The organism is Streptomyces sp. NPDC088252 (assembly GCF_044740965.1).
Classification (GTDB): domain Bacteria; phylum Actinomycetota; class Actinomycetes; order Streptomycetales; family Streptomycetaceae; genus Streptomyces.
Window position 1 is genome coordinate 166,640 of sequence record NZ_JBIURS010000010.1, and the last position, 18,640, is coordinate 185,279.

General features: G+C 70.4%; 15 protein-coding genes and 1 pseudogene. 8 read left to right on the forward strand and 8 right to left on the reverse strand.

Going from position 1 to position 18,640, the window contains the following annotated elements; all coding sequences use genetic code 11:
• Nucleotides 1–585 precede the first annotated feature (585 nt).
• From ACIOHC_RS22085 to ACIOHC_RS22095, 3 genes are all read left to right on the forward strand, one after another.
• Entirely contained in the window at nt 586–1,227 is a 642-nt protein-coding gene (locus ACIOHC_RS22085; protein ID WP_351074719.1) for a DUF6230 family protein, read from the forward strand.
• Between the two features lie 97 nt (nt 1,228–1,324).
• Entirely contained in the window at nt 1,325–1,891 is a 567-nt protein-coding gene (locus tag ACIOHC_RS22090; RefSeq protein WP_351074717.1) for a DUF6114 domain-containing protein, read from the forward strand.
• Nucleotides 1,881–3,143: a hypothetical protein gene (locus ACIOHC_RS22095; RefSeq protein ID WP_351074716.1), complete on the forward strand. Its 1,263-nt coding sequence runs from the start codon at nt 1,881–1,883 to the stop codon at nt 3,141–3,143. Before ACIOHC_RS22090 ends, ACIOHC_RS22095 begins: the two co-directional genes overlap by 11 nt.
• A gap of 174 nt (nt 3,144–3,317) precedes the next feature.
• Here ACIOHC_RS22095 and pyk read toward each other — a convergent pair whose 3' ends face one another.
• The 3 genes from pyk to pta form a co-directional block, all read right to left on the reverse strand.
• Nucleotides 3,318–4,748: a pyruvate kinase gene (pyk, locus tag ACIOHC_RS22100; RefSeq protein ID WP_351074715.1), complete on the reverse strand. Its 1,431-nt coding sequence runs from the start codon at nt 4,746–4,748 to the stop codon at nt 3,318–3,320.
• A gap of 74 nt (nt 4,749–4,822) precedes the next feature.
• A complete protein-coding gene (locus ACIOHC_RS22105) occupies nt 4,823–6,073 on the reverse strand; it encodes an acetate kinase (RefSeq protein WP_401843625.1) in 1,251 nt (416 codons plus the stop codon).
• Nucleotides 6,070–8,202: a phosphate acetyltransferase gene (pta, locus tag ACIOHC_RS22110; RefSeq protein WP_365690054.1), complete on the reverse strand. Its 2,133-nt coding sequence runs from the start codon at nt 8,200–8,202 to the stop codon at nt 6,070–6,072. Before pta ends, ACIOHC_RS22105 begins: the two co-directional genes overlap by 4 nt.
• 305 nt (nt 8,203–8,507) lie before the next feature.
• Between pta and ACIOHC_RS22115 the strand changes: the two genes are divergently transcribed.
• The gene (locus tag ACIOHC_RS22115) at nt 8,508–9,533 is read left to right on the forward strand and encodes an ATP-dependent 6-phosphofructokinase (RefSeq protein WP_351074711.1); all 1,026 of its coding nucleotides are present in this window, start codon (nt 8,508–8,510) and stop codon (nt 9,531–9,533) included.
• Between the two features lie 176 nt (nt 9,534–9,709).
• On the opposite strand, the gene ACIOHC_RS22120 is transcribed toward ACIOHC_RS22115, so the two are convergent.
• The 3 genes and pseudogenes from ACIOHC_RS22120 to ACIOHC_RS22130 all read right to left on the reverse strand — a co-directional run bounded on the left by ACIOHC_RS22120 (nt 9,710) and on the right by ACIOHC_RS22130 (nt 13,108).
• Nucleotides 9,710–10,348 carry an XRE family transcriptional regulator gene (locus ACIOHC_RS22120; protein WP_389636714.1) on the reverse strand — a complete coding sequence of 213 codons (639 nt, stop codon included), beginning with the start codon at nt 10,346–10,348 and terminating at the stop codon, nt 9,710–9,712.
• A gap of 398 nt (nt 10,349–10,746) precedes the next feature.
• A pseudogene (locus ACIOHC_RS22125) lies at nt 10,747–11,420 on the reverse strand (response regulator).
• A complete protein-coding gene (locus ACIOHC_RS22130) occupies nt 11,417–13,108 on the reverse strand; it encodes a sensor histidine kinase (RefSeq protein ID WP_351074707.1) in 1,692 nt (563 codons plus the stop codon). The pseudogene ACIOHC_RS22125 and the gene ACIOHC_RS22130 overlap by 4 nt, the downstream one beginning before the upstream one ends.
• Nucleotides 13,109–13,239: 131 nt before the next feature.
• Here ACIOHC_RS22130 and ACIOHC_RS22135 point away from each other — a divergent pair, with 131 nt between their 5' ends.
• From ACIOHC_RS22135 to trxA, 3 genes are all read left to right on the forward strand, one after another.
• Nucleotides 13,240–14,610, forward strand: coding sequence for a cation:dicarboxylate symporter family transporter (locus ACIOHC_RS22135; RefSeq protein WP_351074705.1), 1,371 nt, complete (start codon nt 13,240–13,242; stop codon nt 14,608–14,610).
• A gap of 127 nt (nt 14,611–14,737) precedes the next feature.
• On the forward strand, nt 14,738–15,142 hold the full coding sequence (locus ACIOHC_RS22140) for a MerR family transcriptional regulator (protein WP_351074703.1): 405 nt from the start codon (nt 14,738–14,740) through the stop codon (nt 15,140–15,142).
• Nucleotides 15,143–15,145: 3 nt separating this feature from the next.
• Complete coding sequence (gene trxA / locus ACIOHC_RS22145; RefSeq protein WP_351074701.1) at nt 15,146–15,490, forward strand: thioredoxin; 345 nt, start codon at nt 15,146–15,148, stop codon at nt 15,488–15,490.
• Nucleotides 15,491–15,619: 129 nt separating this feature from the next.
• On the opposite strand, the gene ACIOHC_RS22150 is transcribed toward trxA, so the two are convergent.
• Nucleotides 15,620–15,820, reverse strand: a complete 201-nt coding sequence (locus ACIOHC_RS22150) for a Tn3 family transposase (RefSeq protein ID WP_351074734.1) — start codon at nt 15,818–15,820, stop codon at nt 15,620–15,622.
• Between ACIOHC_RS22150 and ACIOHC_RS22155 the strand changes: the two genes are divergently transcribed.
• A complete protein-coding gene (locus ACIOHC_RS22155; RefSeq protein ID WP_401843628.1) occupies nt 15,798–16,010 on the forward strand; it encodes a hypothetical protein in 213 nt (70 codons plus the stop codon). The two genes, ACIOHC_RS22150 and ACIOHC_RS22155, sit on opposite strands and share 23 nt — an antisense overlap.
• Nucleotides 16,011–16,092: 82 nt before the next feature.
• On the opposite strand, the gene ACIOHC_RS22160 is transcribed toward ACIOHC_RS22155, so the two are convergent.
• Complete coding sequence (locus ACIOHC_RS22160; protein ID WP_351074700.1) at nt 16,093–18,618, reverse strand: FtsX-like permease family protein; 2,526 nt, start codon at nt 18,616–18,618, stop codon at nt 16,093–16,095.
• Nucleotides 18,619–18,640: the final 22 nt, after the last annotated feature.

Here is an 18,640-nt window from a genome sequence, read left to right on the forward strand (position 1 = left end):
CGTGACGCCCCCCGGGGTGTCACGGCCGTTTTCGCGACCGGGCGATAAGAGACGGCCCCGCTTTACCAAATCTTGACAAAGGTACGGCCTGTTACTCGCAGTAAATCGCCCCCCTGGATCTGTCCGCATAAGGGCCCCGATTTCCCCTTTCGTCCTTCCGTTCGGCACCACCCTGTGTGGCCGGGCGATGCCACCCGGTCGCGCATCGGTTATCGGGCCGTTACTAGCGAGTAACGAACCCCCTTGTGCCACAGGCGGGAATGCACGACGATCGGCCACGCTCGGTCCAATAACGCCAGCCCGGCTGCCAGTCGGCGCGGCGGCCCTGTTGGGTCCCCACCGAGTGGGTCGGCGGCAGTGGAGCCGACTCCGGACAGGGGGGTTCCTGCCGTCCGGCAGGGCCTGTCCGAACAGGTTGCGCGTTCGCGCGGCCAGTGGTTGTCGCTCGGGGGTGATCGCCGGTGATTCGGACGCGGTTCCTGCCTCCGTGCGCGGCGCTCTCTTTCCGAGGACGTAGCACTTCTCCCATCCCAGGACGGGCCGAGGCCCGGACCGGAGATGTACGTCCGAGAAGGAGGAAAATTTATGAGTTCCCAGGTTCGTGGCGGCACCAGATGGAAGCGTTTCGCTCTGGTCATGGTGCCGAGCGTCGTCGCGACCGCCGCAGTGGGTGTCGGTCTCGCACAGGGCGCCCTCGCGGCGTCCTTCAGCGTGTCCGGCCAGAGCTTCAAGGTGCACGCCGACAAGCTCGTCGGCCACAACTTCGTGCAGTACGGCAGCGTGGCCACCGGCACGGACCCCGAAGGCAAGAACGGGGCGCACGCCGTGGCCGTGTCCGGCTTCAGTGACGCCACGATCACCAACATGTGCCAGTCGGTGGTGACTCCGAACCTTCCGTTCGGCCTCGGCACTGTCACGCTGCAGCTGAACGCGGGTACGAACCCGAAGAAGCCGGTCAAGGCGACCAACCTGTACCTGGACGTCGCCGAGCTCGACGCCGACGCGTACTTCGAGAACATCGACATCGGTGTGGCGGCCGGTTCCGTCGGCAAGCCTGGCATCCAGTCCGGTACCGAGAAGGCCGTCAACCCGAACGGCTTCGCGCAGCGCGCCCAGACGGCCGTGCTGAAGGACGTGAAGCAGGAGGCGTGGGCGACCACCGCAGGCACCTTCAAGCTCAGCAACCTGAGCTTGCGGCTGAAGTCCGGCAACCAGCCTTGCTACTAGGGCACTTGCCCAGGGTGGCCGGGGTGCCCGCCGCGGACCTCCGGCCGCCCGCCCTTTCTCTTCTCACAGCAGTACCGGTTCCAGGGAGCTGTTTTCCATGAGCCCCGAGTCCACAGGGCAGAACGAGCACTACCTCCGCGTCTTCCGGCGGAGATTCCGCACCTGGCGGGGTAACCGGCCGTTCTGGGCGGGCCTGTTCACCATGGTGGGTGGTCTACCCATCGCGTACTTCCCGTACGCCAACATGCACCTCGGCAACATCACGCTGGCGATGTCCACGACCGCCGGTGCCGGATCGCTGATCATCGGGGTCCTGCTGATCACGCTGGGCCTGACGATGTGGTTCCACCACATCGTGAGGGTGTTCGCCGGAGTTGCCGCGATCCTGCTGGCGCTGATCTCCATACCGGTCGCCAACATCGGCGGGTTCCTGGTCGGTTTCCTGTTCGCCCTGCTCGGTGGAGCGCTCTCCGTCTCCTGGGCCCCGGGCGAGCCGAAGCCCGACCCCATGGACGCCGGCGCCCAGGGGCCGACGGCCGAGGACGCCGCTCCCGGGACGCGGGAGCCCGAACCCGAGTTCCACAGCACGGCGGCGGTGCCCCAGCAGCCGGAGCAGCACGACACGACAGTTGAGGTCGACGGCGGGAGGCATCGTGCGGGGTGACGAGACGCAGCTGAACTCGACCGGGGAGGACCTCCGGGCGAGAAGCGGGCCGCGCCACGCGGCCCCCCGGAAGTCGTTGCTGACGAAGCTGCACATACCCGCAGGCAAGGCCTTCGCGCTCGCCGCGATGCCGACGGCCGTCTTCGTGGGCATGGGGCTCACCCCCAAGCTCGCGCTGGCCGACGACAGCACGGACATTCCCTTCGCGCCCGGCCCCTGCGTGACCCGCTCCGACGAGCCGAGCGAGTCCCCGTCCCCTTCCGCGTCGGAGACGAAGTCGCCGTCCCCGTCCCCGTCCGCCACCGATTCCGTCGGCAAGGGCGACACGGCGACACCGAAGTCCTCGGCGACCCCGTCGGCGAGCGACGCGGCGAAGCCGGAGGCGAAGGCCGCCGACGCGCCCGCCGCCGCTGCGCCGAGCGCCTCGCCCACCCCCACGAAGTCGACCAACCCGCTCGACCCGCTGGGCGTCGGTGACGCGCTGAAGGACCTCTTCGACGGACCGGACAAGGCCGCGGCGAGCCCGTCCCCGAGCGCGAGCACCGCGTCCCCGAAGCCGTCGCAGAGCGACACCGCCAAGCCGGCGGAGAAGGCGACGGAGAAGGTCACGGGCGCCGCGAAGGAGACCGCCGACAAGACCGCCGCCGCCATCCGTGACGCCGCGGACAAGGCCGGCCAGCCGGTCAAGGAGCTCGACGACAGCGTCAAGGGACTCGACGCCAAGAAGGACGAGGACATCCCGGACGGCGCCAAGGAGCGCTTCCCGTGTCCGACGCCCGACCCCGAGGCGCTGGCCGCAGCCGACCTCGAAACGGGCGTCCCGCTGCTCCCCACCGACCCGTGGATCCTGGACAGTTCGCTGCTCACCCTCAACGGGCTCGACTACAAGGGCATCGTCGAGGTGAAGACGCAGGACGGCACCATCAAGAAGGTGCTCAAGTTCACCGCGAGCTCCGTCGACATCAAGGACCTCCACCAGCTGACGGTCGGCCCGAACGGCACCACGGCCCACGTCCAGGCGCGCAAGGGCTCCACGTCCACCATCCGCAACGGCACCGTGACGATGTACACCGAGGAGCTGAAGGGCAATCTCTTCGGCCTCATCCCGGTGACGTTCAGCCCGAAGACGCCACCGCCGCTGAACGTTCCCTTCGCCTTCTTCACCAAGGTCAAGGTGACCCAGGCAGGGCAGTTCGGCGGCTCGCTCACGGTGCCGGGACTGCACAACTACTTCACCGGCGGCAACAGCTAGGGTCTTCCGTCCGGATCAGGTCGGATCGGCGAGCGGGGCACGCGAGCCCGGCATGATCCGAACGAGAGGCCCTGGCCGGTGCCGACCCGTGCGGGAGCCGTACGGAAAGGCCTGTGGGCCGCACTCCGGAAGGAGCGCGGCCCACAGGCCTTTCCCGCAGGGGTACGGGTCGCGTCAGTCGCGCGCCCCGCCTCCCACGTGGTGCACCCGCACCATGTTCGTCGTGCCCGGGATGCCGGGGGGCGAGCCGGCCGTGATGACCATCGTGTCGCCCTCGTTGTAGCGGTCCAGCTTGAGGAGTTCCGCGTCGACCAGGTCGACCATCGCGTCCGTGTTGTCCACGTGCGGGACGACGTGGGCCTCGACGCCCCAGCTCAGGGCGAGCTGGTTGCGGGTGGACTCGTCCGTGGTGAAGGCGAGGATGGGCTGCGCGGCGCGGTAGCGGGAGAGCCGGCGGGCCGTGTCGCCGGACTTGGTGAAGGCGACCAGCGCCTTGCCGTTCAGGAAGTCCGCGATCTCGCAGGCGGCACGGGCCACCGAACCACCCTGGGTGCGGGGCTTCTTGCCCGGCACCAGCGGCTGGAGGCCCTTGGAGAGCAGCTCCTGCTCGGCGGCGACGACGATCTTCGACATCGTCTTGACCGTCTCGATCGGGTACGCGCCCACGCTGGACTCGGCGGACAGCATGACCGCGTCCGCGCCGTCCAGGATCGCGTTGGCGACGTCGGACGCCTCGGCGCGGGTCGGCCGCGAGTTGGTGATCATCGACTCCATCATCTGGGTCGCCACGATCACCGGCTTGGCGTTCCGCCGGCAGAGCTCCACCAGGCGCTTCTGCACCATCGGGACCTTCTCCAGCGGATACTCGACGGCCAGGTCGCCGCGGGCGACCATCACACCGTCGAACGCCATGACGACGCCCTCCATGTGCTCGACGGCCTGCGGCTTCTCGACCTTGGCGATGACGGGGACCCGGCGGCCCTCCTCGTCCATCACCTTGTGGACGTCCTTGACGTCGTTGGCGTCCCGTACGAAGGAGAGCGCCACCAGGTCGCAGCCCATCCGCAGGGCGAACCGCAGGTCCTCGACGTCCTTCTCGGACAGGGCCGGGACATTGACCGCCGCGCCGGGCAGGTTGATGCCCTTGTGGTCGGAGACGACGCCGCCCTCGATGACGATGGTCCTGACCCGGGGACCGTCGACCGCGACGACCTTCAGCTCGACGTTGCCGTCGTTGATCAGGATCGGGTCGCCCTTGGCGACGTCGCCGGGCAGACCCTTGTAGGTCGTGCCGCAGATCGACTTGTCGCCGGGAACGTCCTCCGAGGTGATGGTGAACTCGTCCCCGCGGACCAGCTCGACGGGGCCCTCGGCGAACTTCGCCAGGCGGATCTTCGGACCCTGGAGGTCGGCCAGGACACCGACCGCACGGCCGGTCTCGGCGGCGGCCTTGCGGACCCGGTCGTAACGACCCTGGTGCTCCTCGTGGCTGCCGTGACTGAAGTTGAAGCGTGCCACGCTCATGCCGGCCTCGATCAGAGCGACGAGCTGCTCATGGGAGTCGACGGCGGGACCGAGTGTGCAGACGATTTTGGAACGGCGCATGAGGCGGATCCTATCGGTTTGTTTCGCTGCGGAATATTCCGTCTGGTGGAAGGTACAAAGGGGCGCGGGGGTGCTCAGTTGTGGTCCTGTTCGACGAGCGCGAAGGTCTGGACGGCGATCTCCAGCTCCTCGTCCGTCGGTACCACGGCGACCGCGACCCGTGCGTGGTCCGGTGAGATCAGCCGCGATGCGCCGGACCGTACGGCGTTCAGATCCGCGTCCACCGCCGGACCGAGCTCCTCGAGACCGGCGATCGCAGCCTCCCGTACCGGTGCCGAGTTCTCCCCGACCCCCGCCGTGAACACCACGGCATCCACCCGCCCGAGGACCGCCGAATAGGCGCCGATGTACTTCTTCAGCCGGTGCACGTAGATGTCGAACGCCAGCGCCGCGCGCTCGTCGCCCGCATCGACCCGGCGCCGGATCTCCCGCATGTCGTTGTCGCCGCAGAGCCCGAGCAGGCCGCTCCTCTTGTTGAGCAGTTCGTCGATCTCGTCCGTCGACATCCCCGCCACCCGCTTGAGATGGAAGGTGACGGCCGGATCGATGTCGCCGGAACGTGTCCCCATCACCAGCCCCTCCAGCGGGGTCAGCCCCATCGAGGTCTCCACGCAACGGCCGCCCGCCACCGCCGAGGCCGAGGCGCCGTTGCCCAGGTGCAGCACGATGACATTGACCTCCTCGGGGGTGCGTCCCAGCAGCTCGGCGGCCTTGCGGGAGACGTACGCGTGCGAGGTGCCGTGGAATCCGTAGCGCCGGATGCGGTGCGCGTCGGCGGTCTCGGTGTCGATCGCGTACCGCGCCGCGTACTCCGGCATCGTGGTGTGGAACGCCGTGTCGAAGACCGCCACCTGTGGAAGGTCCGGGCGCAGGGCCCGCGCGGTACGGATGCCGACGATGTTCGCCGGATTGTGCAGCGGGGCCACCGGGACCAGGCGCTCGATCTCCTTCAGCACCTCGTCGTCGACGACCACCGGCTCGGTGAAGCGCAGCCCGCCGTGCACCACCCGGTGCCCGATCGCCACCAGTGCGGGGGAGTCCAGACCCAGCCCGTCGGCGGCCAGCTCCTCGGCCGCCGCCTTCAGCGCGGACTCGTGGTCGGCGATCGGGCCGATCCGCTCACGCGGCTCGGCGCCTTTGCCGGCCAGCGGGGTGTGCACCAGCCGGGAGGTCTCCTCGCCGATCCGCTCGACCAGTCCGGCCGCGAGGCGGGAATGGTCGCTCATGTCCAGGAGCTGGTACTTCACCGACGACGAACCGGAGTTGAGAACGAGGACGCGATGCGCGGGCGCGGTGGAAGGGGCGGATGCGGTCGGGGTGGTCATGCGGTTCGCTCCTCGCTCTGCGCCTGGATCGCCGTGATGGCCACGGTATTGACGATGTCCTGGACCAGGGCGCCCCGGGACAGATCGTTGACGGGCTTGCGGAGGCCCTGGAGCACCGGACCGACGGCCACCGCGCCCGCCGAGCGCTGCACGGCCTTGTAGGTGTTGTTGCCGGTGTTCAGGTCCGGGAAGATCAGCACCGTCGCCTGACCCGCCACCTCGGAGCCCGGCAGTTTCGTCGCGGCCACGCTCGGCTCCACCGCGGCGTCGTACTGGATGGGGCCCTCGATCCTGAGGTCCGGCCGGCTCTCGCGGACCCGGTTCGTCGCCTCGCGCACCTTGTCGACGTCGGCGCCCGATCCCGAGGTGCCCGTCGAGTACGACAGCATGGCGATCCGCGGCTCCACACCGAAGCGGGCGGCGGTGGCGGCCGACTGGATCGCGATGTCCGCGAGCTGTGCCGCGTCGGGGTCGGGGTTGACCGCGCAGTCGCCGTACACCAGGACCTTGTCGGCGAGGCACATGAAGAAGACGGAGGAGACGATCGAGGCGTCCGCCGGGGCCTTCCCGTCTCCCGTCGCCCCGCCCGACGCGCTCCGCGCGGCCCCCTTGGTCCTGATGATCTCGAAAGCGGGGCGGATCGTCGCCGCGGTGGAGTGCACGGCCCCGGAGACCATGCCGTCCGCGAGCCCCTCCCGGACCATCAGCGTGCCGAAGTAGTTGACGTCCGCGACGACGTCGTACGCCAGCTCCAGGGTGACCCCGCGATGCGCGCGCAGTTGTGCGTACCGCTCGGCGAACGCCTGGCGCAGTTCGGAGGAGTGCGGGTCGATGAGCTGGGTGGCGGCGAGGTCGATGCCGAGGTCGGCGGCCTTCTTGCGGATGACGTCGGGGTCACCGAGGAGCGTGAGGTCGCAGACGTCGCGGCGCATCAGCACGTCGGCGGCGCGCAGCACTCGTTCCTCGGTGCCTTCCGGCAGGACGACCCGGCGCCGGTCGGCGCGGGCCTGTTCCAGCAGTTCGTGCTCGAACATCATCGGGGTGACACGGCCGCTGCGGGCCACCGAGATCCGGTCCAGCAGGGCGCCGGTGTCCACATGGCGCTCGAAGAGGCCGAGCGCGGTCTCCGCCTTTCGGGGCGTCGCCGCGTTCAACTTGCCTTCCATCGCGAAGAGTTGCCCTGCGGTGGGGAAGGAGCCGCCGGCCACCGAGACGACCGGGGTGCCCGGTGCGAGTCGCGCGGCCAGCTTGAGTATCTCCTCGCCGGGACGCTCGTCCAGGGTCAGCAGCACACCCGCGATCGGCGGGGTCCCGGCGCTGTGCGCGGCCAGTGACCCGATCACCAGGTCCGCCCGGTCCCCGGGCGTGACCACCAGACAGCCCGGGGTCAGCGCGTTCAGCATGTTCGGCAGCATCGCGCCGCCGAAGACGAAGTCCAGCGCGTCCCTGGCCAGCCCGGAGTCGTCGCCGAGCAGCACCGTGCCGCCGAGCGCAGCGGTGATCTGGGCGACGGTCGGCGCGGAGAGCGCGGCATCGTCCGGCAGCACGGAACAGAGGACGGGGAGCTGGGCCGCCAGCCGCTCGGCGATGGCATCGCGGTCCTCGGCCGCCACCCGGTTCACGACCATCGCGAGGACGTCGCAGCCCAGACCGGCGTACGCCCGGTAGGCGTTGCGGGCCTCGGCCCGTACGGACTCCGCGGTCTGGTCCTTCCCGCCGACCACCGTGATCACGGAGGCGCCGAACTCATTGGCGAGACGGGCGTTGAGCGCCAGTTCGTCGGGCAGCTGGGTGGCGGCGAAGTCCGTGCCGAGGACCAGCACCACCTCGTACTTCTGGGCCACCTGGTGGAAGCGTTCGACGAGCTGGGAGACCAGCTCGTCCGTACCCTGTTCCGCCTGGAGCGCGGATGCCTCGTGATAGTCCAGACCGTAGGCCGAAGCGGGATCCTGGGGGAGTCGGTAGCGGGCCCGCAGCAGTTCGAACAGCCGGTCGGGTCCGTCGTGGACGAGCGGCCGGAACACCCCGACCCGGTCCACCTGACGCGTCAGGAGCTCCATGACTCCCAGATCGACGACCTGGCGGCCGTCTCCCCGGTCGATACCGGTCACGTACACGCTGCGCGTCACGCGTGCTCTCCCGTCCAATTCTGTGGTTTGGGATGGTATTGCCATGTTGACGATACCCGTGGGGGCCGAGGCGCCGCCCGCCGGGCGAGAGGCCGTGTGCGCAGGGGTGCGGGCCCCCCGCCCGTCCGGTCGGACCGCCGTCGGATCCACTGCCATGTCCGGCGGGGCACCCGTGCGGGCACCCCGCGTCGGCCGGGAGCGCGAGGTCCAGACCTGACGTGGGACAATCGTGGTGGCTCACGGTACGGGGGATTCTGTAGTCGCCCCCGGAATGCACGACACTAGCGAGCAGGAGATACAGCACGATGCGCATCGGAGTTCTCACCGCAGGCGGCGACTGCCCAGGCCTGAACGCAGTGATCCGGTCGGTCGTGCACCGAGCCGTGGTGGGTCACGGCGATGAAGTCATCGGCTTCGAGGACGGGTTCAAGGGACTCCTCGACGGTCACTTCCGCCCCCTCGACCTCAACGCGGTCAGCGGCATCCTGGCCCGTGGCGGGACCATCCTCGGTTCGGCCCGGCTGGAGCGCGACCGGCTGCGCGAGGCCGCCGAGAACTGCGCCGAGCTGAGCCGCCGTTACGGCATGGACGCGCTGATCCCGATCGGCGGCGAAGGCACTCTGACCGCCGCGCGGATGCTGTCGGACGCCGGAATGCCCGTCGTCGGTGTTCCCAAGACCATCGACAACGACATCTCCGCCACCGACCGCACGTTCGGCTTCGACACGGCGGTGGGCGTCGCCACCGACGCCATAGACCGCCTCAAGACCACCGCCGAATCGCACCAGCGGGTCATGGTCGTCGAGGTGATGGGCCGGCACGCCGGCTGGATCGCGCTGGAGTCCGGAATGGCGGGCGGCGCGCACGGCATCTGCCTCCCCGAGCGCCGCTTCCAGGTCGAGGACCTGGTCAAGATGGTCGAGGAGCGCTTCGCGCGCGGCAAGAAGTTCGCGGTCATCTGCGTCGCCGAGGGCGCGCACCCGGCCGAGGGCTCCATGCCGTACGCCAAGGGCGAGATCGACCAGTACGGTCACGAGCGCTTCCAGGGCATCGGCAACCGCCTGGCCATCGAGCTGGAGACCCGGCTCGGCAAGGAGGCCCGGCCCGTCATTCTCGGCCATGTGCAGCGCGGCGGCACGCCGACCGCGTACGACCGGGTGCTCGCCACCCGCTTCGGCTGGCACGCGGTGGAGGCCGCGCACCGGGGCGACTTCGGCCGGATGACGGCCCTGCGCGGCAACGACATCGAGATGGTTCCGCTCGCCGACGCCATCACCCGGCTCAAGACGGTGCCCGCGGACCGGATGGACGAGGCCGAATCGGTCTTCTGACCCCGGGCGCGCGCGGCAGCGTCACCAGCGGTGGCCGACGGCCCCGACTGTCTCCCTTCACGGACGGTCGGGGCCGCTCGCCGTCCTGCGGCCCGCGGCCACCGAGGCGGTGCGGACGGGCTGCGACCCGGTGGTCCCGCACGTGGCCGACCGGTCGGAGGTCACCCGACAGGCTCTCAGGCGCTCGCCCCCTCCACCCCCGCCGTCCGCCAGAACCGATCCACGATCTCCGCCAGGAACTCCCGCCCCGCGTCGCCCGTCGCCCCGGCGCGTTCCGTGCCGGTGCTGCTCCAGCTGAGCGTCGACATCATCAGCGCCTGGTAGTCGGTGTGCAGCTGCTCCATCACGTCCTGCAGAAATCCGCGCTCCAGCGGAACCAGCCTGGCCACCGACCGGACATGCGCCTGCCAGCGCGTCGTCACCGCGCCGCGCAACAGCTCGGCCAGATCCTCCTCCCGGCCGGACACGGCCACGAACCCGGCGGCCGTCAGCCCCAGCACCTCGCTGAGCACCGCGGACTGGCGTTCATTGCCGCGCCAGCGGCCCGACTCCTCCATCCGTAGATACGCGGAGGTGCTCAGCCCCAGCAGACGCGCCAGTTCCTCCGCGGCCAGCTCCCGGGCCACCCGGTGCTCCCGCAGAGTGCGCGCGGCGGTGAGCAGCTCACCCGGTGAGCACCACAGCACCCCTGCCAGTGCCGTGAGTTCGTACTCGCTCGGGACGGTGAGCCCGCGCTCCCAGGCAACCACCGTCTCCGTGCCGACCCGGAGTCCGTACTGGGCCCCGAGGCCGTACGCGACATGGCCGGGAAGCATCCCCAGGGCCTCGCGGAGTCGGCGCGCGGCGGGAGCGTTGAAGGGCGGGGAGGGGTGCACGGCCCCACCGTAGGAGTCAACAGGTGGCCTGACTACGGTGTGTTCCACCGATATCACGGCTCGTAGGAACGTCCTAGTCGGCCCGCGTGTGCGGTGCAAGCCCCCTGCCCGCTTCCCCGTCACCCTCGGCCCAGGCCTCGACGCCTTCGGGTAACGGGCGCCCTGGGGGAACACACCCGGGGGCTCCTCGCCGGACCGGGCTCTCCGCCAAGCCGGCAGCGGGGCTCCGGCGCACGGTCCGCCGGCCTGCCGCCCGGGCCGTCCGGCGACAGGGCCGCCGACCGGTGGATGAGCTTCCTCGCGCTCCTCGCCGCACAGGCGTCCGGCGCCGCACAGGCTCAGCGCCCCTGGGCCACCCACCGGTAGTACAGCTCCGGACGCCCGATCTGGCCGTACTGCGGGCTGCGCACCGCGCGCCCCACCGTCACCAGGTGCTCCAGATATCGGCGCGCGGTGATCCGCGAGATGCCCAGCTCCGCCCCGGCCGCACCCGAGGTCACGCCGTCCGGAGCGGCCCGCAGGACGCGGGTGACGGCCTCCAGCGTCGGGCCGCTCAGCCCCTTCGGCAGCCGGGACGGCTGCGGGGCGCGCAGTGCGCCGAGCGCCCGGTCCACCTCGTCCTGGCCGCTCGCCTCACCGGCCGCCGCGCGGAACTCGGCGTAGCGCACCAGCCGGTCGCGCAGCGTCGCGAAGGTGAACGGCTTCAGCACGTACTGGACGACACCGAGCGACACCCCTTCCCGCACCACCGCGAGATCGCGTGCCGACGTCACCGCGATGACATCGGCCGAGTGCCCGGCCGCGCGCAGCGAGCGCAGCAACTGCAGACCGTGTCCGTCGGGCAGATAGAGATCCAGCAGCAGCAGATCGACCGGCACGCGGTCCAGCGCCCGCGCCGCCTCGGCGCGCGAGTGCGCGACCGCGGCCACCGTGAATCCGGGGACCCGGCCCACGTACAGCCGATGGGCGTCCGCCGCGACGGGATCGTCCCGACGACCAGCACCTGGATCATGCGGTGGCCTCCTTCGTGGTGTGCGTCGTGCGGTCGCCGACGGCCAGCGGCAATCGCACCGTGAACTCGGCACCGCCGTCCGGGCCGCGGTCCAGCGTCACCGTCCCGCCGTTGCGGTGCACCGCCTGCCGGACGAGGGCCAGGCCGATGCCCCGGCCCGCGCCGTGCGTCGACCAGCCCCGGTCGAACACCTCGGAGGCGTCGTCCGGATCGATCCCGGCCCCGGAGTCGGCGACCCGCAGCAGCAGCTCGCCCTCGTCCGCGAGCGCGGTGACGGTGACCCGCGCACGGGCGGCCCGGCCCGGCCCGGCCGTCCGCGGGGCGGGCACGGATTCCGGACCGGGCGCACCGGCCACCGCCTCCGACGCCGCGTCCACCGCGTTGTCGATCAGATTGCCGAGGACCGTCACCAGATCCCGGTGCGGCAGCGTCGCGGGCAGGGCGCCGTCGTCGATCAGACTGTCGTCCGCCAGCACCAGCTCCACCCCCCGCTCGTTCGCCTGCGCCGCCTTGCCGAGCAGCAGCGCCGCCAGCACCGGCTCGGCGACCGCGTCCACCACCCGGTCGGTGAGGGCCTGGGCCAGCTCCAGTTCCGCGGTGGCGAAACCCACCGCCTCCTCGGCCCGCCCCAGTTCGATCAGCGAGACGACGGTGTGCAGCCGGTTCGCCGCCTCGTGCGCCTGCGAGCGCAGCGCCTGGGTGAACCCCCGCTCGGAGTCCAACTCGCCGGACAGCGCCTGGAGTTCCGTGTGATCGCGCAGCGTCACCACCGTGCCGCGCTGCTCCCCGCCCACCACCGGGCGGGTGTTGACCACGATCACCCGGTCCGCCGTCAGATGCAGCTCGTCGACCCGCTTCTCGGAGGCGAGCAGCGCACCGGTCAGCCGGGGCGGCAGATTCAGCTCGGTGATCATGCGTCCGACCGCCTCCGGTTCGAGTCCGAGCAGCTCCCGGCCCGCGTCGTTGATCAACGCGATCCGGCGCCGCCCGTCGAGCATCAGCAGCCCCTCGCGCACCGCGTGCAGCGTGGCCTGGTGGTAGTCGTGCATCCGGCTCAGCTCGGCCGCGTTCATGCCGTGCGTGTGCCGCCGGAGCCGGGCGTTGATCACATACGTCCCGAGGCCGCCGAGCGCGAGCGCCCCGCCCGCCGCCATCCCCAGCGCCCCGAGCTGCGCCCGCACCTGCGAGGAGACCCGGTCGACCGTGATGCCCGCGCTGACCAGACCGACGATCCGGCGGCCGTCCCGGATCGGGGTGACGACCCGGATCGAGGGGCCGAGCGTGCCGGTGTACGTCTCGGTGAACGTCTCGCCGCGCAGCGCCTGCGCGGTGTGCCCGAGGAACTTCTCCCCGATCAGGCCGGCGTCCGGGTGCGTCCAGCGGACCCGGTCCGGGGACATGATCGTGACGAAGGCGATCCCGGTGTCCGCGCGCACCTTCTCCGCGTACGGCTGCAGCACGGCGGACGGGTCCGGGGTGCGGATGGCCTCCCGTACGGACGGCGAGTCGGCGATCGCCAGCGCGGCGGCCCTGACCTGCCGGGTCGCGGTCTGCTTCGCCTGCTCACGGCCGGAGACATAGGTGAAGAACGCACACCCGACCACCACGGCCGTGAGCAGCACCACCTGCATGGCGAAGAGCTGACCGGCCAGGCTGCGCGGGCGGGTACGGGGACGGGGGAAGCGCATGGCCACAGTGTGCCTGGCCGAAAACATATGAACGAAATGTACGTAACAGTGACCGGCGTCACAGCGAGGCGGGATAGTCGCCAAGCCCCCCAGGGACGGGGGAGCGACCCTGACGAGCCGAGGAGAACCCCGTGGGAGTGGCAGCCGCCAAGCGGGACCGTACGCATTATCTGTATCTCGCCGTGATCGCGGCTGTGGGCCTCGGCATCCTCGTGGGCTTCGCGGCCCCGGACGTCGCCGTCGAACTCAAGCCGATCGGCACCGGCTTCGTGAACCTGATCAAGATGATGATCTCGCCCATCATCTTCTGCACGATCGTGCTGGGCGTCGGTTCGGTGCGCAAGGCCGCCAAGGTCGGCGCGGTCGGCGGCCTCGCCCTGGGCTACTTCCTGGTGATGTCGACCGTCGCACTCGCCATCGGTCTGCTCGTCGGCAACCTCCTGGAGCCCGGCCAGGGCCTCCACCTCACGGAAGCGGTGCGCGCCGCCGGCGAGAAGCAGGCAGCGGGCGCGAGCGAGTCCACCGTCGACTTCCTGCTCGGCATCATCCCGACGACGATGGTCTCCGCCTTCACCGGGGGCGAGGTGCTGCAGACCCTGCTCATCGCTCTCCTCGCGGGCTTCGCGCTCCAGGCCATGGGGTCGGCGGGCGAACCGGTCCTGCGCGGCATCGGCCACATCCAGCGCCTGGTGTTCCGGATCCTCGCCATGATCATGTGGGCGGCCCCGGTCGGCGCGTTCGGCGCGATGGCGGCGGTGGTCGGTGAGACCGGGGTCGACGCGCTCAAGTCCCTCGCGATCATCATGGTCGGCTTCTACCTCACCTGCGCGATCTTCGTCTTCGTGGTGCTCGGCGCCATCCTGCGACTGGTCGCGGGGATCAACCTGTGGTCCCTGCTGAAGTATCTGGGCCGCGAATTCCTGCTGATCCTCTCGACTTCGTCGTCGGAGTCCGCCCTGCCCCGGCTCATCGCGAAGATGGAGCACCTGGGTGTCAGCAAGCCCGTCGTCGGCATCACCGTGCCGACCGGCTACTCCTTCAACCTCGACGGCACCGCGATCTACCTGACGATGTCCTCGCTCTTCATCGCCAACGCGATGGGTGACCCGCTGAGCGGCGGTGAGCAGGTCTCGCTGCTCCTCTTCATGATCGTCGCCTCGAAGGGTGCGGCCGGCGTCACCGGCGCGGGTCTCGCCACCCTCGCGGGCGGCCTCCAGTCGCACCGCCCCGGACTGGTCGACGGCGTCGGGCTGATCGTCGGCATCGACCGCTTCATGAGCGAGGCCCGCGCCATGACGAACTTCGCGGGCAACGCGGTGGCCACCGTGCTGGTCGGCACCTGGACCAAGGAGATCGACAAGGAGCGGGTGGACCGGGTCCTCTCCGGCGCGCTCCCGTGGAACGACGAGATGCTCAACCAGGACGCCGGGCACGGCGACGGCACGGACAGCGTTCCGGAGCCGCGCGACGGCGACCGGGAGCCGGCCGCGGCGAAGGGCTAGCCACCGGACCCCCGACCACACCACACGGCACAGGGCCGTCGCGGAAGCCTCCGCGACGGCCCTGTGCCGTCTTCTGCCGCGCTTCCTCCTTGCCTTGACGTCAGCGTCAAGGTCTACGGTCGAGGACATGCGAATCGGGGAGCTGGCCGAACGGGCCGGGACGACGACGCGGACCCTGCGGTACTACGAGTCACGTGGACTGCTGCCCGCGCGGCGGGCCGACAACGGGTACCGCGCGTACGACGAGGACGATCTGCGCCTCGTCCAGCAGATCCGGACCCTGCAGGACTTCGGGTTCGAACTGGAGGAGACCCGGCCGTTCGTCGAGTGCCTGCGCGCCGGCCACCCGGCCGGTGACGCCTGCCCCGCCTCGCTCGCCGTCTACCGGCGCAAGCTCGGCGAGCTCGACTCGCTCATCGAGCAGCTCCGGGTGGTACGCGCCCAGGTGGGCGCACAGCTCGCGAGAGCCGAGCTGGAGGCCGCGGCAGAACTTCCGGGCGGCCCGGAACCACGTTGTGAACTGGGAGGATGACAGATGATTCATGCGGCAGAGGGTGTGGCCGAGGTCACCGACGCGACCTTCGACGCGGAGGTGCTCGGGGCGGACCTCCCCGTCCTGGTCCAATTCACCGCCGACTGGTGCGGCCCGTGCCGTCAGCTCGCCCCCGTCCTCGGTGCCGTCGCCGCCGAGGAGGCCGGACGCATCAAGATCGTCCAGGTCGACGTCGACACCAGCCCCGGGATCGCGAGCAGGTACGCGGTACTGGCGACGCCGACCCTGATGGTGTTCCGCTCCGGCGAACCCGTGAAGTCGATGGTGGGCGCCCGGCCCAAGCGCAAGCTGCTCCAGGAGTTGGAGGACGTGTTCGCGCCGGCGTGAGACGGCGCGTACGGCCGAACCCTTCCACTCGGGCCCTGTCGGGAACGGCGGACCTCAACCGGGGATCAGAGCAGCGCTCGGCGCCCCTGCCTTGGGGGTGGGGCCGACCGGGGGCGATGTCGGCTGATGTCAGCGTCCAGCTTCGGGTCGTATGCCTCGGGCCGGACGCGTGCTGTACTCGCCGAACCGGTTGATGTGCCCAGCCAGATACGGCGAGATGTGCGCCAGGTCCTCCGGCTCGATCTCCCAGCCCTCCTCCAGCAGCGAGCAGTACGGCAAGGTGTATGCCTTGCTCCAGAGGGCCCTGGTGGAGTCGGACAAGGCGGGCATCGCGACCTTCGTGATGCGCGGGCGCGAGTACCTCGTCGCAAGGGGCTCGCCGGAGTTCACCCTCGCCACCGACATCCCGGCCTACTTCTGCGACCCTGCCAGCCCACGCCGACCAGCTCAAGGCCGTCCTCGCGAAACGCTCGGCTGGGAAACCCCAGCCGAGCGCCTGTATGAGTTGCTCACGGCCTGATCAACACGACCACGTGTTGCGACGACCCCTGGAAACCGCCGCGTACGGTTCCGGGGCCCTTCGCGGTGTGCGGGCGACGCGGTCACTCGGCCTTGATGGCCGCCGGCATGTTCAGCTTCGCCGCGCGGCGGGCCGGCCAGACCGCGGCCAGCATGCCGACCACGGCAGCCAGGGCGAAGAAGATGCCCATCCGGCCCCAAGGCACGACCAGCTCGTACGTCGTGAGCGAGGCGCGGATCAGCTCACCGGCGGCCCAGCCGAAGAACACGCCGAGCCCGATGCCGAGCACCCCGCCGAACAGGGAGATCACCAGCGACTCCAGGCGCACCATGCGCTTGACGCCGGAGCGGTCCAGGCCGATGGCGCGCAGCATGCCGATCTCCTGGGAGCGCTCGAAGACCGACATCGCCAGCGTGTTGACGACCCCGAGGACGGCGATGATCACGGCCATGGCCAGCAGCGCGTACAGCATGTTCAGGAGCAGGTTGACCGACTGGGAGATGCCCTCGGAGACGTCGTCCTGGTCCTGGACGGAGATCGCGGGGTTCTTGCCCAGCGCGTCGATCAGTTTGTCCTTGGCGGTCCCGGTGGCGCCGCCCTTCGTCTTGACCATCACCTGAAGGTCGCTGACGTGCTTCTGGTGCGTGCCGAGGACGCTGTTGTCGACGAGGGTCTGCCGGATCATCTCGTTGCCCTTGTAGACCCCCGAGACGGTCAGGGTCTCCTTCTTGCCGTCCTCGAACGTCACGGGGAGACGGGAGCCGACCTTCCAGCCCTTCTCCTTGGCCGTGCCGCTGTCGATCACCGCGTTGCCGCCGGCCAGGCCGTCCAGGGAGCCGGAGGAGAAGTCGAGACGGGTCAGCTCACCGAAGGCCGCGCCGTTGACGCCGGTCAGGTATGTGGTCCTGCCGCCGATGCGGACGGCGGAGCTGCGCAGCGCGCTGGAGGCGGTGACCTCGTCGAGGGAGGAGAGCTTCTTCTCCACCCCGGGGGAGAGCGGCGTCATACCGACCATGGACACCACGTAGTCGGCCTTGAGGGAATCCCTCGCCATCTTGTCAACACCCTTCTGGACGCTGTTCCCGATCACCGTCAGACCGGTGATGAGGGTCAGGCCCACCATCAGGGCGGAGGCGGTGGCCGCCGTACGGTGGGGGTTGCGTACCGCGTTCTGCCGGGCGATGGTGCCCACGATGCCGAACGCGCGGAGCGCGGGCCCGGCGAGGGCGATCAGTGGACGGGACAGCAGCGGCGTCAGGACGAACACACCGATCAGCAGCAGCACCGCGCCCAGGCCCATCACGGTCTTGCCGTCCTTCATGCCGGTGGCGACCAGCACGGCGGCGACACCGGAGCCCGCGAAGAGCGCGCCGACGGTGTTGCGGACGGCCAGCGACTTGGTGGTGGCGGTGGCGTGCACGCTGTTCATCGCGGCGACCGGCGGGACCTTCGCGGCGCGGCGGCCGGGCAGCCAGGCGGCGAGGACGGTCACGCCGACGCCGACCAGCAGCGCGGTGAGGACGGTGGAGACGGAGACGACCAGCGGGCCGTCGGGAACGATCGCGCCGGTGCTGCTCATCAGGGCGCGCATCCCGGCGCCGATGCCGACGCCGATGGCCAGACCCGTGACGGCGGCGACCGCGCCGACGACCACGGCCTCGATGAGCACGGAGCGGGTGACCTGGCGGCGGCTCGCGCCGACCGCGCGCATCAGCGCCAGCACCTTGGTGCGCTGGGCGACCAGCATGGTGAAGGTGTTGGCGATGAGGAAGACGCCGACGAACAGCGCGATGCCGGCGAAGCCCAGGAGGCCCGTCTTCACGCTGTCCATGCTCTTCTCGGTCTGCTCGGCGTCCTCCTCGGCGAGCTTCTTGCCGGTGGCGGCGTCGGCCCCCCTGGCGGGCAGGACCTTCTCGATCTCCGAGAGCAGCGCGGCCTGCGAGGTGCCCGGAGCGGCCTTGACGTGGATCTCGCTGTAGCGGCCGGGGCCGGTGAACAGCTTCTGGGCGGTGGCGTTGTCGAACAGCGCGAGGCTGCCGCCGGCCGTGACCGCGCCGTCGTCGGTGGTGAAGACGCCGGTCAGCGTGGTCTTGCGGACCGGTCCGTCGACGGAGATGCGGACGGTGTCGCCGACCTTGTAGCCGGCCTCGTCGGCGGTCCGGGAGTCCAGGGCGATCTGGCCGGTGCCGCGCGGGGCGCTGCCGTCGCGCATCGGGTAGCGGGGGTCCTTGCCGTCGGCGCCGGGGTAGTAGTTGCCACCGCGGGTGGAGAATCCGTGGCCGATCAGCTTGCCGTTCTTGTCAGCGATGGCGGTGAACCCTGTGACTGTGCCGGAGGCCGATTCGGCGCCGGGCACCTTGGCGGCCTGGTCGAGCAGCTTCCGGTCGAGGGAGGGCCGGGCACCGGGGCCGGTCTGGGAGCTGTCCGGCTGGATGGCGACGTCGACGCCGGCGTAGCCCTTGAGGGCGCTGTCGCGGAGGGCTTCGGAGATGGTCGAGGTGAAGACCAGGGTGCCGGAGACGAAGGCCACGCCGAGCATCACGGCGAGGACGGTCATCAGCAGCCGGGTCTTGTGCGCGAGCACATTGCGCAAGGCAGTACGGAACATGGGTGAGTCAGTCCTGGAGAAG

What these genes read in the sequence shown, in the direction of transcription:
- ACIOHC_RS22085 (WP_351074719.1), top strand. Translation starts at nt 586, where the DNA reads ATGAGTTCCCAGGTTCGTGGCGGCACCAGATGGAAGCGTTTCGCTCTG.
- ACIOHC_RS22090 (WP_351074717.1), top strand. Translation starts at nt 1,325, where the DNA reads ATGAGCCCCGAGTCCACAGGGCAGAACGAGCACTACCTCCGCGTCTTC.
- pyk (WP_351074715.1), bottom strand. Translation starts at nt 4,748, where the DNA reads ATGCGCCGTTCCAAAATCGTCTGCACACTCGGTCCCGCCGTCGACTCC.
- ACIOHC_RS22105 (WP_401843625.1), bottom strand. Translation starts at nt 6,073, where the DNA reads ATGACCACCCCGACCGCATCCGCCCCTTCCACCGCGCCCGCGCATCGC.
- ACIOHC_RS22115 (WP_351074711.1), top strand. Translation starts at nt 8,508, where the DNA reads ATGCGCATCGGAGTTCTCACCGCAGGCGGCGACTGCCCAGGCCTGAAC.
- ACIOHC_RS22120 (WP_389636714.1), bottom strand. Translation starts at nt 10,348, where the DNA reads ATGCTTCCCGGCCATGTCGCGTACGGCCTCGGGGCCCAGTACGGACTC.
- ACIOHC_RS22130 (WP_351074707.1), bottom strand. Translation starts at nt 13,108, where the DNA reads ATGCGCTTCCCCCGTCCCCGTACCCGCCCGCGCAGCCTGGCCGGTCAG.
- ACIOHC_RS22140 (WP_351074703.1), top strand. Translation starts at nt 14,738, where the DNA reads ATGCGAATCGGGGAGCTGGCCGAACGGGCCGGGACGACGACGCGGACC.
- trxA (WP_351074701.1), top strand. Translation starts at nt 15,146, where the DNA reads ATGATTCATGCGGCAGAGGGTGTGGCCGAGGTCACCGACGCGACCTTC.
- ACIOHC_RS22150 (WP_351074734.1), bottom strand. Translation starts at nt 15,820, where the DNA reads ATGCCCGCCTTGTCCGACTCCACCAGGGCCCTCTGGAGCAAGGCATAC.
- ACIOHC_RS22160 (WP_351074700.1), bottom strand. Translation starts at nt 18,618, where the DNA reads ATGTTCCGTACTGCCTTGCGCAATGTGCTCGCGCACAAGACCCGGCTG.